14 protein-coding genes and 1 tRNA gene are annotated in these 17,977 nt (G+C 34.6%); 4 read left to right on the forward strand and 11 right to left on the reverse strand.

Going from position 1 to position 17,977, the window contains the following annotated elements:
* Positions 1-1,599: 1,599 nt before the first annotated feature.
* Positions 1,600-1,671, reverse strand: a tRNA-Arg gene (locus J3U13_RS08430).
* Between the two features lie 135 nt (positions 1,672-1,806).
* On the opposite strand from J3U13_RS08430, the gene J3U13_RS08435 reads away from it, so the two are divergent.
* Positions 1,807-2,565 (forward strand): MlaA family lipoprotein, encoded by a 759-nt coding sequence (locus J3U13_RS08435; RefSeq protein ID WP_267341420.1) that lies wholly within the window; start codon positions 1,807-1,809, stop codon positions 2,563-2,565.
* Positions 2,566-2,634: 69 nt separating this feature from the next.
* Here J3U13_RS08435 and J3U13_RS08440 read toward each other — a convergent pair whose 3' ends face one another.
* Both J3U13_RS08440 and J3U13_RS08445 read right to left on the reverse strand, forming a co-directional pair.
* The gene (locus J3U13_RS08440) at positions 2,635-3,483 is read right to left on the reverse strand and encodes a TIGR03915 family putative DNA repair protein (protein ID WP_267341422.1); all 849 of its coding nucleotides are present in this window, start codon (positions 3,481-3,483) and stop codon (positions 2,635-2,637) included.
* 3 nt (positions 3,484-3,486) lie between these two features.
* Positions 3,487-4,752: a putative DNA modification/repair radical SAM protein gene (locus tag J3U13_RS08445; RefSeq protein WP_267341423.1), complete on the reverse strand. Its 1,266-nt coding sequence runs from the start codon at positions 4,750-4,752 to the stop codon at positions 3,487-3,489.
* A gap of 296 nt (positions 4,753-5,048) precedes the next feature.
* Between J3U13_RS08445 and fabB the strand changes: the two genes are divergently transcribed.
* On the forward strand, positions 5,049-6,260 hold the full coding sequence (fabB, locus tag J3U13_RS08450; protein WP_267341425.1) for a beta-ketoacyl-ACP synthase I: 1,212 nt from the start codon (positions 5,049-5,051) through the stop codon (positions 6,258-6,260).
* A 78-nt stretch (positions 6,261-6,338) separates the two neighbouring features.
* Here the strand turns inward: fabB and J3U13_RS08455 are convergent, their stop codons facing one another.
* The 8 genes from J3U13_RS08455 to fdrA all read right to left on the reverse strand — a co-directional run bounded on the left by J3U13_RS08455 (position 6,339) and on the right by fdrA (position 15,010).
* A complete protein-coding gene (locus tag J3U13_RS08455; RefSeq protein ID WP_267341427.1) occupies positions 6,339-7,061 on the reverse strand; it encodes an amino acid ABC transporter ATP-binding protein in 723 nt (240 codons plus the stop codon).
* Complete coding sequence (locus tag J3U13_RS08460; RefSeq protein WP_267341429.1) at positions 7,048-7,809, reverse strand: amino acid ABC transporter permease; 762 nt, start codon at positions 7,807-7,809, stop codon at positions 7,048-7,050. The genes J3U13_RS08455 and J3U13_RS08460 overlap by 14 nt, the downstream gene beginning before the upstream one ends.
* Before the next feature lie 25 nt (positions 7,810-7,834).
* On the reverse strand, positions 7,835-8,611 hold the full coding sequence (locus tag J3U13_RS08465; protein WP_267341431.1) for a basic amino acid ABC transporter substrate-binding protein: 777 nt from the start codon (positions 8,609-8,611) through the stop codon (positions 7,835-7,837).
* Positions 8,612-8,891: 280 nt separating this feature from the next.
* Positions 8,892-10,124, reverse strand: a complete 1,233-nt coding sequence (locus tag J3U13_RS08470) for a pyridoxal-phosphate-dependent aminotransferase family protein (protein ID WP_267341433.1) — start codon at positions 10,122-10,124, stop codon at positions 8,892-8,894.
* 64 nt (positions 10,125-10,188) lie between these two features.
* Positions 10,189-11,112 (reverse strand): HTH-type transcriptional activator AllS, encoded by a 924-nt coding sequence (gene allS, locus J3U13_RS08475; RefSeq protein WP_267341435.1) that lies wholly within the window; start codon positions 11,110-11,112, stop codon positions 10,189-10,191.
* Positions 11,113-11,115: 3 nt separating this feature from the next.
* A complete protein-coding gene (locus J3U13_RS08480) occupies positions 11,116-12,072 on the reverse strand; it encodes a DUF2877 domain-containing protein (RefSeq protein ID WP_267341437.1) in 957 nt (318 codons plus the stop codon).
* Positions 12,073-12,075: 3 nt separating this feature from the next.
* Complete coding sequence (locus J3U13_RS08485; protein ID WP_267341438.1) at positions 12,076-13,332, reverse strand: DUF1116 domain-containing protein; 1,257 nt, start codon at positions 13,330-13,332, stop codon at positions 12,076-12,078.
* Positions 13,333-13,345: 13 nt separating this feature from the next.
* On the reverse strand, positions 13,346-15,010 hold the full coding sequence (fdrA, locus tag J3U13_RS08490) for an acyl-CoA synthetase FdrA (RefSeq protein WP_267341440.1): 1,665 nt from the start codon (positions 15,008-15,010) through the stop codon (positions 13,346-13,348).
* Between the two features lie 420 nt (positions 15,011-15,430).
* On the opposite strand from fdrA, the gene allC reads away from it, so the two are divergent.
* Complete coding sequence (gene allC, locus J3U13_RS08495; protein WP_267341442.1) at positions 15,431-16,657, forward strand: allantoate deiminase; 1,227 nt, start codon at positions 15,431-15,433, stop codon at positions 16,655-16,657.
* 12 nt (positions 16,658-16,669) lie between these two features.
* Positions 16,670-17,929, forward strand: a complete 1,260-nt coding sequence (locus J3U13_RS08500) for an MFS transporter (RefSeq protein ID WP_267341444.1) — start codon at positions 16,670-16,672, stop codon at positions 17,927-17,929.
* Positions 17,930-17,977 lie beyond the last annotated feature (48 nt).

The raw sequence follows: 17,977 nt of genomic DNA on the forward strand, positions 1-17,977 counted from the left end.
TCCAATGGATTGATCAGATGGGTTAATCCTTTATCCATGTTATCCTCTTTTAGTATTTCATGCTTACGAAATATAGATTATTGTTGTTATTGTTGTTGCTATTGTTATGAACAATTATTTAACTTTACTTTGACAACAAAAGGTTGATTTTTTTATTGAGAAACATCATTCAAATCTGAAGCGAATTCGTGTTAAAAAATAACCTAAAAAAGAATATAAAATACCCTGTTTCGTGTATTTTGCAACCTTTTTTTGAAAAATACTTTAATTTTAATTTAAGAAGATAACTTACAGATATAATTAATAAATAATCAAAAAAAATAACGATTTGTCATTTAAACATTGTAAGAAAAGAATTTACATCAACGATCCATACGTGAATGAAATTTTTTATAAAAACATCTCAATTTTTATTGTTCAATGAAAAATCAGATAATTAACTTTTGTTTTTTATTTTCGAATTATTTACATTTATTGCCATATTTTTTACTAAATAGACACTTAATTACCCTGTAAATTATATAAACATTGGTATTAACGGTTTAGCTATCAATTTCAATATTTTGAAATTTTTTTTACGATTTCTTTTCAGATCAAATTTGACAAAATAAGATTAAAAATTCTATTATTTAACAACTTTCTCGTTATATGCGTCATCCCTTGCATATGATCCTCTGGTGTTGATCACCGGAGGAATTTTTTCTTCTTAACCCCTTATTTTTTAATTTTATATTCTTTTTTCATAACTTTTTACTACACAATAAGTTCCATTTTCCCGTACAGTTTTTTATTAACGTTTTAAAAATTAATTATAAAATAAGAAAGAAAGTTAGATTTTAAATTCTTTTAATGATAATTAATCCACCATAATTTGTGTGCTTTTAGTGTAAAAAAATTAACTAAAGCAAATTGAAGTTGCTAATCAGCTTTAATAGCTATATTTGCTTTATCATACTAGTTTTTAATTAAATAATTTTATTTAATATTAATCGGATATTATACAAATTTATGGTTATTACTAATCATTGTTTAGCCGAGACTTCTAATATTTAGTAAATGGATTTTTATGTAAAAATGATTTTTAATAATTGATAGGTTTTATTTTAACCTATATTGTGACGTTAACTCTATAGCAATTAAGACATAATCCTTTTATTTTTTTCAAAAAAAACAATAAATAATTTTGTCTATAAGCTCATTTGGGCTTAAAATGGAGAAGGTAAAGTAGATTACTAAAAAATTTCAACTATTCAAAATGTTAATCTTTATTTTTAATGCTATTTTTCATAAAATGCGATTATTTAGCTTACTTCTTCCTTTAAGGAACAATGATAATTTGCACTTAATGAGTTTAAACCTTTTTTAAAGATCTTTTTACGTCATGCAATTATTTACTTTATAAATATTCTTAAAATTGCACATTATTTATAGACCAATCTATTAAATTGAAGAATCTAATAAAGTAATAAATCCTCAGTAGGTTAAATAAATAGCGTTTTATTTTTGAATGAGATAAAAATACTATTTATAAAATATCTATTATTTGATTGATAGAAATAAAAAATGATTTAAATAAAATGGATACGATATTAAACACTTCGACCCCAGCAGGAATCGAACCTGCAATTAGCCCTTAGGAGGGGCTCGTTATATCCATTTAACTATGAGGTCATAGAAGCATGCATTTTAATAAATTTTAACAAACATTGCTATTCAAATCATGAAAAATTTTCTATTTTGAGTAAACATGATACAATCATGTTCATTCAATACTTTACCATTTTTATTCGATAATTCGGTAACATTATGAAAAAAAAAATAATAGGTATGATGTTTACGGTTTTGGCACTGACAAGTTGTGCAACTTATCAGCCTGAGACAAATAGTTATTCTGATCCGTTATCTGGGTTCAATAGAACTATGTTTAATGTTAATTATTATGCACTCGATCCTTACATTTTGCGACCTGCCGCAGTTGTTTGGAAAGATTATGTACCCACACCGATACGTAAAGGAGTCGTTAATTTTTCATCTAACCTTTCAGAACCCGCATCAATGGTCAATAGTGCTCTACAAGGTGAAGGTCATGAAGCAGGTAAACATTTAGCTCGATTCTTTTTAAATACCATTTTTGGTGTAGCCGGTTTATTTGATGTTGCAGGTATGGCTGATCCACAATTACAAAAAGGTTCTAAACGTAGTTTTGGTGATGTATTAGGTCATTATGATACACCTTATGGTCCCTATGTTGTGTTACCTTTCTATGGTTCTGCAACAATCCGCCAAGAAGGTGGTGATATTGTCGATACTTTATATCCGCCACTTGTTTGGTTAGATTGGGAATGGGCATTAGTCCGAAGCGTATTTGATGGTATTGAAGCTCGCGCTATGGCAATTGAGTATGAAGATTTGCTTAAAAATAGTGATGATCCTTATAACTTTATGCGTAATGCTTACTTCCAACGTAATGATTTTAATGCGTCTGGTGGTAAAGTTGATGAGCAAAAACAGCAGCAACGGCAAGAAAGCATTAATAGCATAATTAATGACATAGATTCTCAATAAGCTCAATTAATTATATTTTTAAAAGCCGCCTTGTTTGGCGGTTTTTTATGTATTTTATAAAATTTTTTTCTAATTATCATTGCAATCTTTTACTGCGAGTTTCATTTCGGGTAAATATCGCCAAAACCGACTTGGCATATGTTGGCGTTGTAATTTGAGATTCATACGTTCTTTTATAGTTATCGCATTGCAATACTTTAGCCACATTGTTTGAAACAGCACCTCATCTTCGGTGAGATAATTTTGATTAACTTGACTATTAATAATTAAATCATCTTTATCTACCAATGATACCTGTTCAATGCTATTCAAATCATAGACATAACCATATTGGCGCTTTTCATCATATATTGCCCATTTTTGATCTGCAAAACGATCTTTAAAAAAAGTGAGTACTAGAGGTAGTACATTATAAATAGGACCAATCACAGAAAAATAGATTTTTTCGCATACTTCATTTTCGTCGTCATCTGATGCTTGCTTATGCATTTTTTTCAGTGGATTTTTTATGGCATTAAAACGAATAAACTCAAGCATACGATGACGTTCGTTACTCACTTTTTTCGCAATTTCGCGCACCGTTAGTACATCGGGATCGGCAAAATCAGTTTCGATAGATTTTGTGGCTTTAAACACTTTGCAAATATATCGAAAGATAATTAAGTCACTATCTGGTAATTCAGATAACCATACATACATTAATTGTCGTAAAGCAGTTTTACTCAATTTATTGATTAATGCTACGCGCACACGTTCATACTTAAATTCTCGAAATTCGACATGATGTCTATCGGTCACCAGTAATGGTTCCACCTGTCCTGCTGCTAATAAACATTCGGGCATTTTTTTGAGTTTAAAAGCATCAAATACCGCACATAGCACACCTTCAAACGTCTTTTCGTAATAAAATGCTAACATACTCTACCACCCCATTACGAGTTGATGCGGTTGATGAATTATTTGATCTTCCAACAAAGGGGGATCTTGCAAAGACAATTTAATATATTCTGCTGATGAGCCGAGTATTTTAAATTTTTTCATATCATGACAAATAATAAAAAACTGCGCACGCTTTAACACTACACCAATCCGTTTGAGTGCATCAAATGTTAAACGGCGATGACGCCTTGCCATGACAATTAATTTGGCTGATTTAACGCCGATACCAGGTACTCTCAATATTTTTTGGTAACTATCACGATTTATATCAATTGGGAAAAACTGCGGATTACGGATCGCCCAAGACAGTTTGGGATCAATGGTTAAATCAAGGTCAGGATATCTATCGTTAACAATTTCATCAACATTGAAGTCATAAAACCGTAATAACCAATCGGCTTGATAAAGTCTATTTTCACGCACGCGTGGTACATCTTGCACAACAGGCAAACGTTTATCATAACCATTTACAGGAACAAATCCTGAATAATAAACTCGTTTCATGCTCGGTCGCTTATAAAGCTTGGCAGTGAGTTGTAATATTTGTTTGTCAGATTCATCCGTTGCACCAATAATCATTTGTGTGCTCTGCCCTGCTGGTACAAATTTAGGCGTAGATCTAAATTTTTTACGATCTTCTATATTCTCAAGCAAATTTTGATGAATTTGGCGCATAGGTTGGTAAATGCTTTTATGATCTTTATCTGGCGCAAGTAATTTGAGATTTTCTTCGGTTGGAATTTCCAAATTAACGCTCATTCTATCAACCAACAATCCAGCTTGATTAATCAGTTCATCACTGGCACCAGGGATCGCTTTCATATGAATATAGCCATTAAAATGGTGCTCACTACGTAAAATTTTCACTACGCGGATCATGCGCTCCATAGTATGATCAGGACTGCGTACAATGCCCGAACTTATAAATAACCCTTCAATATAGTTTCGGCGATAAAATTCAATGGTCAGCTCAGCCAGTTCGCGCGGAGTAAAACCTGCTCTAGGAATATCGTTACTTTGCCGGTTAATACAATAAGCACAATCAAACATGCAGTAGTTAGTTAACATAATTTTAAGTAACGATACACATCGCCCGTCGGCAGTAAATGTGTGGCAAATACCACTCTTGCTTGCACTACCAATACCCTTATTTTTATTGCGACGCGTTGATCCACTCGATGAACACGAGACATCATATTTTGCCGATTCGGCTAATATCTCAAGTTTCGCAATCATTTTTTCATTCATTTAGCATCACCATAAAACTGTGTTTATATACAGTATATCGTAACTGCATCACACTCTGCAAGTGTGTGGCTATTTAATCGGTATTAATTTGCCAAACTGAAGCCATCACTCTATCAATAACTTGAAGATTCTTAATCAATTCAATGTCGCATTCTTTTAATTAATATATTAATAATCAATTTATTAACAAAAAAATAAAGATAAAAGAATTACTCAGGTATTGTTGAGCTTACAAGTGTACGCTATAATCACATCAATTTTTGTTAGAAGCAGATAATTTAGGAGCAGAATATTGTATGAAACGCGTTGTTATAACAGGATTAGGAATTCTTTCAAGTATTGGAAATAATACCAAAGAAGTTTTAGAATCTTTAAAAATTGGCCGTAGTGGTATTACTTTTTCACAAGAAATGAAAGATAGCGGAATGCGTAGTCATATCTGCGGAAATGTTAAATTAGATACTAAAGGTCTCATTGACCGTAAAATAGTTCGCTTTATGAACGATGCTTCTATTTATGGTTATCTCGCTTTACAACAAGCTATTGAAGACGCTAAGTTAACTCCAGAACAAGTTTCTAATCCACGTACTGGTTTAATTGCAGGTTACGGTGGTTCAACTAAAACTCAATATAATGTTGTAGCTGGTATGAAAGAGAAAGGATTACGTGGCGTTGGTCCTTATGCAGTGACGAAATCAATGTCATCTGCAATTTCAGCTTGTTTAGCTACACCATTTAAAATTAAAGGTGTGAGTTATTCTATGACATCAGCTTGTGCTACGTCTGTGCACTGTATTGGTCACGCTGCTGAACTTATTCAGCTGGGCAAACAGGATATCGTTTTTGCTGGTGGTGGTGAAGAGCTTTGTTGGGAAATGTCTTGTGAATTTGACGCAATGGGTGCGTTATCAACGAAATATAACGACTGTCCAGAAAAAGCATCACGAGCTTATGATGCCAATCGTGATGGTTTTGTTATTGCTGGCGGAGCTGGTATGGTTGTTGTAGAAGAGTTAGAACATGCATTAGCGCGTGGCGCTCATATTTATGGTGAATTAGTCGGTTATGGTGCAACATCAGATGGTTATGATATGGTTGCTCCATCAGGTGAAGGTGCAATGCGTTGTATGCAACTTGCTATTCAAGATTTAGATGTGCCAGTTGATTATATCAACACTCATGGTACATCAACACCAGTAGGTGATGTAAAAGAGTTATGGGCAATCAAACAAGTATTTGGTGACAATATTCCAGCAATCTCATCAACTAAGTCTATGACGGGCCATTCATTAAGTGCAACAGGTGCGCAAGAGCTTATCTATTCATTATTGATGCTTGAACATGGCTTTATTACACCAAGTATTAATATCGATGAATTAGACGAAGCAGCAGTTGGCATGAATATTATTACAAAACCAACCGAACGTGAATTAACAACCGTTATGTCAAATAGCTTTGGCTTTGGTGGTACGAATGCCTCAATTGTGATGAAAAAATACAAAGCTTAATTGAACAATTTTTTTATCTGTAAATAAAAACCGTTCTATTAAGAACGGTTTTTTTCAAATCATTAACTAAATGAATAACTAGAGCACTTTACTTAAAAATAACTGTGTCCGTTCATTTTGTGGATTTTTGAAAATCTGATCTGGTGATCCTTGTTCTTGAATAATTCCTTGATCAATAAAAATCACTCGACTTGACATCTCTCTGGCAAAGCCCATTTCATGAGTTACAACCACCATTGTCATACCTTCTTGAGCTAATGATTTCATGACAGCTAGAACTTCACCAACCAATTCGGGATCGAGTGCAGAAGTTGGTTCATCAAATAACATTACTTTAGGATCCATCATTAAAGCTCTAGCAATGGCAACACGCTGTTGTTGACCACCTGAAAGCTGACTTGGGTAAGCATCAATCTTATCAATTAATCCGACTTTAATTAATAAACTTTCTGCTTTGGTAATAGCTTCGGATTTAGCCATTTTTTTGACATCACGAGGTGCTAAAATCAAATTATCTAACACTGTCATATGCGGAAATAGATTAAAGCGTTGAAACACCATACCCACAGATTCTCGCAAGCGATTAATAGGAATTCTTGGATCATGTACTTTAAAGCCATTCACTTCAATTTCACCTGCGGTGATATCCTCTAACCCATTAATGCAACGCAAAAAAGTACTTTTACCTGATCCTGAAGGACCGATAATAGAAATAACTTCTTTTTCCTGAAAATCGCATGTTATACCTCTTAATACATGGATATCGCCAAATTGCTTTTGTAGATTATTAATGTGAATCACTTTTGCCTAACCTTTTTTCCATATATTTAACCAGTAGGGATAATAAAAATGTCATAGACCAGTAAACTAAAGAAATGACTAGATAAGGTTCAGTATAAACTGCATTCGCCGCACCAGCCGTTCTTGCTGCATAAGCTAAATCAACCAATCCGATTGCCGAACCTAAGGAAGAATCCTTTAAAATCGCAATCGCATTATTACCTAAAGGAGGAAGCATTCGTCGAAAAGCTTGAGGTAAAATTACTTTACGCATAGTACTACTATAACTCATACCTAAAGATCGTGCAGCTTCCATTTGTCCTTTATCAATAGATTGAATGCCAGCTCTAAAGATTTCTGAAATATAGGCACCTGCATTTAAAGTTATCGCTAAAACACAAGAAATAAATGCACCATATTGCACTCGTAAATAACGCGCGGTTTCAGGCGATATTAAATAATCTGAGACCAAAACACCCTCTCGAGGGTGTAACAAAAATGGCATGATAACAAAATACATAACCATAATTTGAACAAATAAAGGGGTACCGCGAAAGGCGCTTACATAAATTTTAATTGGCCATTTCACTAATATTGATAAAGTGTATTTATAAATACCGTGCTTTACTTGAGCGACTCGACCAAGACCTAAAATTAATCCCCAAAACGTACCAAACACTACACAAACTAGAGTACAGGTAATGGTCATTATTGCGCCATCAATAAACAGAGGCAAATAATCACTAATCACTTCCCAATTAAACTGCATAAATCAAATATCCTATTGCTGTAGATTAATTAATGGGCAAAGTTGGTACATTTTCATCAAACCATTTTGCATAAATGGTAGCATAAGTACCATTAACAATAATTTTTTTAAGTCCTTCATTAATACTATTTAGTAATTTATCATTTCCTTTGGCAACAGCTATACCAAAATATTGAGCTTCGAAATTTTGATCAGCAATTAGATTGAAATCTTTTCCTGGATGCATTTTAATATAAAACTTAACTACCCCAACGTCACTAACCGCAGCATCAATCCCTTCTTCATAAAGATCTTGCAACAAAAGAGGAGTATTATCAAAACGTTTGATCGCTTTGCTATTCATTCCTAAAACTTTTGAAACAACCACATCCCCCGTACTGCCATTTACAACGCCAACCGTTTTTGTTTTTAAATCTTCCAATAAAGTAATACTAGAGTTTGCTTGGGTCACAACTACTTGTTCAGCGGGAAAGTAAGGAAACGAAAAATCGACCGATTTTTTTCGTTTATCGGTAATAGTAATACCTGAAATAATAATATCACGTTCACCATTGTTCAAACTTGCAAAAATACTATCCCAAGGTGTATTAATTAATTTGATGTTAAAATTCTCAACATCAGCAATCGCTTGAATAATATCAATATCGAAGCCTTCTAACTGACGCTGATTATTTTCATATTCAAAAGGTCGGTACGTACCACCGGCGCCTACTACATAAGTTGTTGCATTATCTGCGTAACTTAAATAACTAGAAACTAATAAAAAAGCAGATAAAATTAACGAAAAACAAGACTTAATCATGGTAATTCCTATCTATAAATAAATATGAAAAACATAATAGCTTTTAAGGGAAATAATGCAAATTAATATTTAGATTTCATTATATTATTTACTTTTTTGAGAAGTATTAAAGGATTAACGAGTAAGACAAAATTGAAAAAAGAATTCAATTTTCAATTGAAATAGAGAATTTTGTCATCTTAATAACAAAAAGCAGAGTATTGCTCTGCTTTTTTAAAAAGCATTATTTTTTGATTTTTATGGTTAAACTATAATTGAGTGTTTGTTATAAAAATATGATTTATTGTTGATAAATATTCCAAGCCGCCTGTAATCCAGCGCCTTGAATGGTTTTGAAACCAACACGATTTAATACTGCTTCAAAGGCAGTTAATGTTTGTAAAACACACTGTTTTCTAGCGTTATAACCCATAGTACCAATACGCCAAACATTACCTTTTAGAGGACCAAAAGATGCACCAATTTCAATACCAAAATCATTGAGCATTAAACTACGTACTTCTAGGTCGTTAATATTTTCTGGACGTATAACCCCAACCACATTGTTCATTTTATGTTTAATATCACCAAACAAATCAAGTCCCATTGCTTGTAAACCTGCGACCATAGCCGAACCATTAATGCGATGACGTTCAATGACATTATCCAATCCTTCTTGCAATACTATACGAGCACACTCTCTGGCTGCATAAAGCATAGAGGTAGCTTCAGTATGATGATTAATCCGTTCAGATCCCCAATAACGAATAATCATATCAAGATCAAAATAGTTCGAATATATCATTTCATCACTACCACTGCTATCCCCTTGATCTCGGATACCAAGTTCAACACATTTGCGTGCTTGAATGATTTCAACCATTTTTGGACTTAATGTTAAAGGAGCCACGCCTGGAGGTCCACTCAAGCATTTTTGCAAACTCACTGACACACCATCAAGTTGCCACTTATCGACTTCTAAATCGTTACCAACAATTGAAGCGGTTGCATCAACGTAAGAAAGTACACCATATCTACGACAAATTTCACCAATTTTATTTAATGGTTGAAGTAAAGTAGTTGAAGTATCACCTTGCACACAAAGTAACAAGCGTGGCTTAATTTTTTTTATGGCATCTTCAATTACATTAGGATCGAATACTTCTCCCCATGGCACTTCAATAGTATGCACATCTGCTCTACAACGATGAGCAATTTCACAAAGTAATAAACCAAATCGTCCAAATATTGGCACTAACACTTTATCCCTTGGACGAAGGGTTGACACAAGAACAGCTTCAATGCCAGCTCTGGCGGTGCCATCAATAACAAAAGTTTGTTCATTTTTGGTTTTAAATATGTCACGATAAAGCGCCATCGTTTGATTCATATAATCAGTCATAACAGGATCGAATTGACCAATTAAAGGCGCAGCCATTGCTCGCGTTACACGTGGATCAGCATTAATTGGACCGGGTCCCATCAGTAATCGTGCTGGTGGATTAATTTGATCATAGTTATCTAAATCTAACATGTGATTTTCCTTGAGTTAAGTCTTGTTTATTTGTTAACAATCACGTTTAGTTGTGATGAATTGTTTATCTTTTTACATCGATATTTTTTAAAAAACTACTGGCTAATGGATGGTGGAACTTAAATAAATTAACAATTTCGCTCATCACTCTTCCCATATGCGACTTTTTCCATGCTAAAGATAATGGTGAAGGTTTACGTTCATTAATCACTTGGCATTGAATTAAATCACCCGAATCCAAATACTTTTGACAAACCGAACGTGGTAAAAATCCAATCCCTAGCCCTTTTAAATGACAGGATAATTTGGTTGTAATATTAGGCACAATAATTTCAGATTGACTTGGCAATAGCCACGCAACTCGTTTATTCATATGAATTGATGTATCTTCAATATTTATAGCGGGATATTTACGTAATGTTTCATTTGATAACGGACCTTCTAGATGAGTGATCGGATGATTTTTTGCTGCAACAAAAACCCAATTAATTTCACCTAATGGAAAAATATTAATCATATTATCTAATGATTCAGTTCCTGTTGCCCCAATAGCAAGATGATATTCACCGTATAATAACGAATCCCAAACGCCCATATATACTTGTCGATTAAAGGTAAAATTAGTAAATGGAAATTTTTTTTGCAAATGGCTTAATAGCTCCGTGACCGCATCAACATCATAGAGTAAATTATTAATGGTCAGATTAATTTTGCGTTCGACGCCATTGCGTATTTGATGTAGCTCTTCAGGCATAGTAGTCAACCAAAGTAGCCATTGGCTGCAATGCTCATAGAGATGTTGACCTGCAAGAGTTAATGACACTGTTCGTGTTGTGCGTTCAAACAATTGAGTATTAAGATCCGTTTCCAATGATTTGATACGATAACTAATGGCAGCTGGAGTTTTAAATAACAATTTGGCTGCTTTGGAAAAGCTTTTACACTCAACTACTTTTGTGAAGGTTCGCATAGTTTCTGTATCTAACATTATTCAATCCTTTATAACAAAACGATCAATACCCAACCAGATCCCTAATAAAAGATCGGCTCCTGATGTGTGTCCATAATTTAAAAGATTATGAATTGCACAATGGTTATACCTATGTTGATTCAGGCGTTCAATAACATTTAAAACAGGTAATGAAAATTTACCTTGTAATGCATATTTTAAAAATGTAGCACTAATTGTTGTTGTCAATACCTCTAATGGCAAATTCTGCAATGTCGTTTTTATTCGTTGTATTTTGGGTTTAAAACGATGATCACAGAAAAGTATTGCAATTATTCCGACTATAATATCATCAAAGCTAGGAGTTAAACCCGGACCTAATCCAATAAATTGAGTAATATTTACTCTTTCCCCCAACATTAAACTATTCAACCTATTACATAAACTTATTAGTTCTGGTGCGGGGTTGTTGACAATATTTTCTCGAAGTAACCCAAATAAGCCTGTTGGATAATTTATCTGCATGAATAATTGTCTAATCGCGGTTTTATCTAATTCGGTGTGTGTTCTACTCTTTAATGTCATATTGCAGATATGAGTATTATAACTTAACAAAATATCGCCGAGTAATAAATCACCATTACTCTGTTGTCTTAGAGTTAAATGATCATTAGCTAGCATAGTTTGAATTACATTAAAATCATCGGTTTTAACAACCCAACCCATAGGTGATAAACCACTACCATATTGATGTAATGTGACTAATTGTTGCTGGTGATTGATTAAATTCACTGTATGTTCATGTAAACTAAATAGAGATAATTTTCCCTCTACATTTGGTGCATGGGCACTGATGATTAATGGTTTAAATTGCTGTAAGTGATTTTGGGTTGATGACATGAAAAACTGCCGATTTGCATCGGCAGCAAATGATGTTGCCGTAAGTGAAGTACTTATCGCTTTTGTTTGTAATTTATTCTCTGCATATTTACATTTCATAAATTAAACTTTAAGTTTTTTGGCTAATGCCTCGAGTGCTTTTTCAAAACAGGCTAATGGAGCACGTACCGTTCCTGCACCAATTTGACCCACACCGGCCTTTTTGTGGGCAATGCCAGTATTGATTAAAGGCGTGATACCCGTTTCAACAATGCGGCGAAGATCAAGACCTAAACAGCATCCTTGGAAGTTCCAAGATGGAATTTGTAACAACATATTATGGTCAAGATAGATTTCACTCATCTCTTCTGATACTTCATATGCAATATCTACGCCACCTGCGCCAACGAATCGGGTTACTCCTGGCGCAGCTACCATAGCCGCACCACCAATACCAAAAGTTTCAGTAATAGCGCTATCACCAATATCTGGATTGGCTTCATTTTGTGAATAGCCAGTGAAAAATAGACCTTGCGGAGTATTAACAGGTGCAGTAAACCACTCATCACCTAAACCACTGACCTTGATGCCAAAATCTTTACCATTACGCGTCATAGCTGTAACAATAGTCCCTTTTTGAAGATATGCTGCACTGTCCATGACCGATTTACAAAATGCCATCGCTAGATTTAAAAAGAACTGATCCGTTACACTTAAAAATTCAAATATTTTAGCCAGTTCTGTTTTATTGCGATCAAGCATAATTAATTTAGGTGACAATGTTCTTAGCAATAAAGCTGAAGCCGCAATATTACGTTGATGAAACTCATCACCCATAGTAATGGCTTGTGCCATTAAGGCTGTAAGATCAATTCCATTTTCAAACAGTTTAAGAGCATCATTTAATGCTGGTCCTAACGACTCTTTCATCCAATGGTGACGATTGAGTACTTCTTCACCATATGCACCAAAGCGCATTACTTTGCCAATACCCTCGTTCAAATTACAGTACGCTCGATTACCATGAGTGAGGTTCTCAACAACTAACATTGGCATATTGGCTGAAGTGATACCGCCCATCGGTCCAACCGCATTAACGGAATGACATGGAATGAATTCAACTCCACCATTTTCTAATAAATCCAAAGCTTGTTTTTCATCACTCGCCCATTTTTCAAACAGACAGGCGCCAATGCATGCCCCCTGCATTGGTCCTGTCATATCTTGCCAGACAATAGGAGGACCAGCATGTAATAACTTATAATTTTGTGCTAAAGTCGGTATAGCTTCTTTCGCAGCAACTACCCCAATCCAATGTGGTCTAGCGGCTTTGATTCGCTCCATAATGGCTTGGTTTGCTTCATTAATTACTTTATTCATTCGTCAAAACCTCTTAATTTAATTTTTTCAAAATAGCCGCTAATGTTGGATTTCCGCCAGCTATTGGTGTCCATTGATAATGCACAACAGGGACATTGGATGATTGAAGATCTTCTGCAAAACTACGCAATCCAGCATTGATTACGCTTATATGATTAAGCAAAGGATATGTTTTATGTGAATTTGATGATGTGATTGGTGTAATTAATTTTTTAGCTAATAATATCGCCTCGAACAGATTATCCATCACCACAATATTATTCTCTGTTAAGGTATCAATTTGCTTTCTACGGCATTGTGGATCTTGCTGTGAGCCCGTTACCGTAGCGATAGCAATTAAGGGATTATCCGCTGAGCGCGCTGCACTGGCTGCTTTATATCCGGCAATAATTGATTCAGCAGGATTTGAGTTAGCGCCATAACCAATCACTAAATCAAGTAATACTACCCCAACTGACTTTTGTTCCCCTAGTTTACTAATTTCTTGTTCACGAATAGAAGGATCAATCATTGGATGTGGTCGTCCAACAGTGTAAAAATCATCTCCAAGATCAATAATTTTATGACCGTTTTCATCGAGCAATATGCCTTTATCATGATTTTTTCTGACTGATAAATGTAACTCTTGTGCAAGTAGTATCGCAGCTTCTGAAGCCAGAGTTCCACCGGTATAAAGTCCTGAAATCGTTTTGTTAGCTACCTTATGTAATTGATGTGCAACTATTTCTACTTTGGCTAATAAACACGCTAAACGTGCTGCTTCATCTAATGTTTTGACAAAATAGATATTTTCATCTTGTGCTTTGTCGATAGTTGATCCTAAAAACAGTGCCACAATTGGCTTTTTAATCAGCTTCATGGAAGCAATAACTTTTCCCCTCACATTTTCAGCAGGAGGTTTTGAAATAAACGCAATGACTTGACTTTGCTCATCTGCCGCGAGCATCTTTAATGCGGTTAAAGCGCTTATTCCCTCTACCTCTTGCGATAAATCACGCCCGCCTAAACCAATAGCTTGTGTAATACCTTGGTTTAATAACGCAATTTGTGAGATGACTTCTTGAATACCTGTACCCGATGCACCAATTACCCCAATGTTCCCTTTGGGAATCACATTGGCAAAAGCCAATGGAGCACCAGCAATAATCGCTGTACCACAATCAGGACCCATCACAATCAAATCTTTACTAGAAGCCTTAGTTTTTAATCGAATTTCATCTGTCACAGGCACATTATCTGAAAAGATCATTACATTTTTATTATCATCAATGGCTTGTTCAGCAAGATCTGCGGCGTATTCACCAGCAATCGATATCAACACTAAATTTGCGTCAGGTAGTTTTTGAATTGCGCTAGCATAACGTCTTGCTTTGAGTAATTTACTGCTACCTTGCTGCTGAACGATATTTTTTAACGAGTTTTCAAGCTTTACACTGATTAGATCCACAACATTAATTGAATCATTATGCGTTTTAATGGCAACACAAATATCATTCGGGGAAGCCTCATTAAATATATCACTCCAAAAACCCGTTGCTGTAAGTAAGGATTTATTGGCTGGTGTCCCCATCATGACGGAAACTTCATCAACTTCGTCAAGACTACTCAGCTTTTTTGAAATTAACATTAAACTGACCGAATCTTGAAAGCTTCCTTTTTTTATGAAAGATTGAATCATGCCAATTGCCTCTCAGTTATTTAGTAATTCTTTATTTTTAAATATGCAATAAACGTAACTTGATAAATAACTTAAATAATTATTACCAATGGTATTTGTTAAACGCCGATAAATCGTTATACGTTTATCTATCAAATTTAAAATTTCACACTATTTATATATTACGAAAAAAACTGAGAATAAATAGGTTATATGTCACAAATCAATAACTTATCATACTAAAAAAATTCTTTATAAATCATTATTATAAGATATTGTTAAAAATTTTTTTATAATAGTAACTCATTAAATTAATTAAATTTTATAAAACTAAAAAAGAGTGTTTGATCACATTATTATTTGTTATTAATAGTATGTTACTTATCAAACATAACCAGAATAATTATTAATAATAGAATGATTAAAAATAGGTAGATGCTTATGAAAATCTTACATGATGATGTGGCAAATGCAGTAGAGTGGATATCCAGTTTTGGGGGACTTGAACAAGGAGGAACAACGCGTTTACTTTACACAACTCAATGGCTTGCAGCACAAAATGCATTGAAAGAACGTATGACAAATATTGGTATGCAAAGCTATTTTGATGATGTGGGTAATTTATATGGTCGCTTTGAAGGTAGTAAATTTAAAGATCAAATCATTATGTCAGGTTCGCATGTTGATACTGTTGTCAATGGTGGAAAGCTAGATGGGCAACTCGGTATTATTGCCGCCCTACTTGCCATGCAATACTTGAAAGAAAACTACGGTCAACCACTTCGTTCCTTAGAACTTATCTCAATGGCAGAAGAAGAAGGCAGTCGCTTTCCATATGTATTTTGGGGAAGTAAAAATGTTTTTGCGATTGCAAACAAAAAAGATGTGGAAAATATCACTGATGAAAAAGGAATCAAATTTATTGATGCCATGCAAGCGTGTGGATTTCAATTTAGTACTCAACCTGCACGCAGCGATATTAAAGCTTTTTTAGAAATTCATATTGAACAAGGTGGTGTACTTGAAAAAGAACAAAAAAGTATTGGCATTGTAACCAGTATTGTTGGTCAACGACGCTATAACATCAGACTTATTGGTGAAGCAAACCATGCAGGCACCACACCAATGGGTTATCGTCAAGATGCAGTGTATGCTTTTAGTTGTATCTGTTATGAATCCATTAATAAAGCGCTAAAAGTAGGCGATCCTTTAGTGCTGACTTTTGGTCATGTTGAACCAAAACCTAATGTTGTTAACGTCGTGCCTGGTGAAGTGCTATTTACTATGGATTGTCGCCATACTGATAAAACCGAATTGATTAGATTTACTGAAGAAATCGAAGCGGATATGACACGTATTGCTAAAGAGCTAGGACTTAAAATTGAGATCCACCGCTGGATGGATGAAGACCCAATACCAATGAACAACAAACTGATCCATATGTTAGAAGACATTTGCAAAAAAGAGAAGCTCAGTTATCGTGTAATGCACAGTGGTGCTGGACATGATTCACAAATTTTTGCTCCACGGGTACCTACCGCTATGCTGTTTGTACCTAGTATCAAAGGCATCAGCCACAATACCGCTGAAGATACCAAAACCGTAGACTTAGTTGAAGGTATAAAAGCGCTGACCTATGCCCTTTATAAATTAGCTTACCAAGAATAATGAGGAGTTAGCATGACAACAGTTAACACAATAGCTAAAGCAGGCGGTATTCAATATTGGCATAAAATAGTAGTTTTATTGTGTCTTGGTTGGACTGTAATGTGGATCTATCGTCCAGTCCTTACCGCTATCTTTCCGGAAGTCCAACAAACTATAGGTCCGCAATCCAATACTGAATTAGGTTTAATTGCTAGTTGCTATTTTTTTGCTTACACCGCAATGCAAATTCCAGCAGGAATGTTAGTTGATAAGTTTGGTAAAAAAGCCGTGGTTATTCCCGGTTTCTTATTATTTGCTATCGCCGCTTTAATCATCGGTAATGCGCATTCCATATTAATGATTTATGTTGGAAGTTTATTAGCTGGCTTAGGTTGTGGTTCTTATTATGGTTCAGCCTGGTCACTTTCAGCCGAAAATATCCCAGCAGAACATCGTGGATTTGCTTCGGCAATTATCAATACGGGGTCGGCCTTAGGAATGGGCATAAGTTTGTTGGCTACCAGTTTTTTAGTTAAATCATGGGGTATGCCATGGGAATACATGCTTTATATTATAGCAGCTTTAATACTTTGCTTAGTTGCAGGATTTGCTATTGTTATAAAAGAAAAACATAAATTAAAACAACAAATTATAAATAATACAATCGATAAACAAACGACAATTTCGCCCATTCAGTCTGAGAAAAAACACCGTTTCTTCAGTATTCAAATGATTTCCTCTTACATTATATACTTTGCAACATGTTATGGATACTACATGATTGTCAGTTGGTTACCAAACTTTTTGGAAACTGAACGTGGATTTACTGGTGGAAGTATTGGTTCAGCGTCATCATTGGTAGCCTTCGCAGCAATACCTGGTGCCTTAATCATCAGTAAAATATCTGATAAATTTAGAAGTAAACGTCTACTCTTCATTATCGTATTAGAACTGATTGCTGCTGCAACCTTATTGATTACCGTACAATCTACAACCATTAGTTTTTTACTTGCGGGATTAATGTTTTATGGATTATTTGGCAAACTCACTGTTGAACCGATATTGATTTCACATGTTGCCGAAACAGCGCCAAAATCCAATTACGGCACATCCTTTGGTGTCTTTAATTTTTTTGGCATGAGCTCATCAGTAATTGCACCGCCATTAACTGGTTACTTAGCCGATCTTACTGGTACTAAAATCACTGGATTTTATGTTGCCATCGGCATATTGGTCGTTGCTACACTAATCTTCATGCTGATCAATACGAAAAAAATGTCAAACAACCAATAAACATCATTACCGGCCAAATACCTATGCCGGTTAAACAAATCACTGCTT

This window comes from Gilliamella sp. B2887 (assembly GCF_026537015.1).
Lineage (GTDB): Bacteria > Pseudomonadota > Gammaproteobacteria > Enterobacterales > Orbaceae > Gilliamella.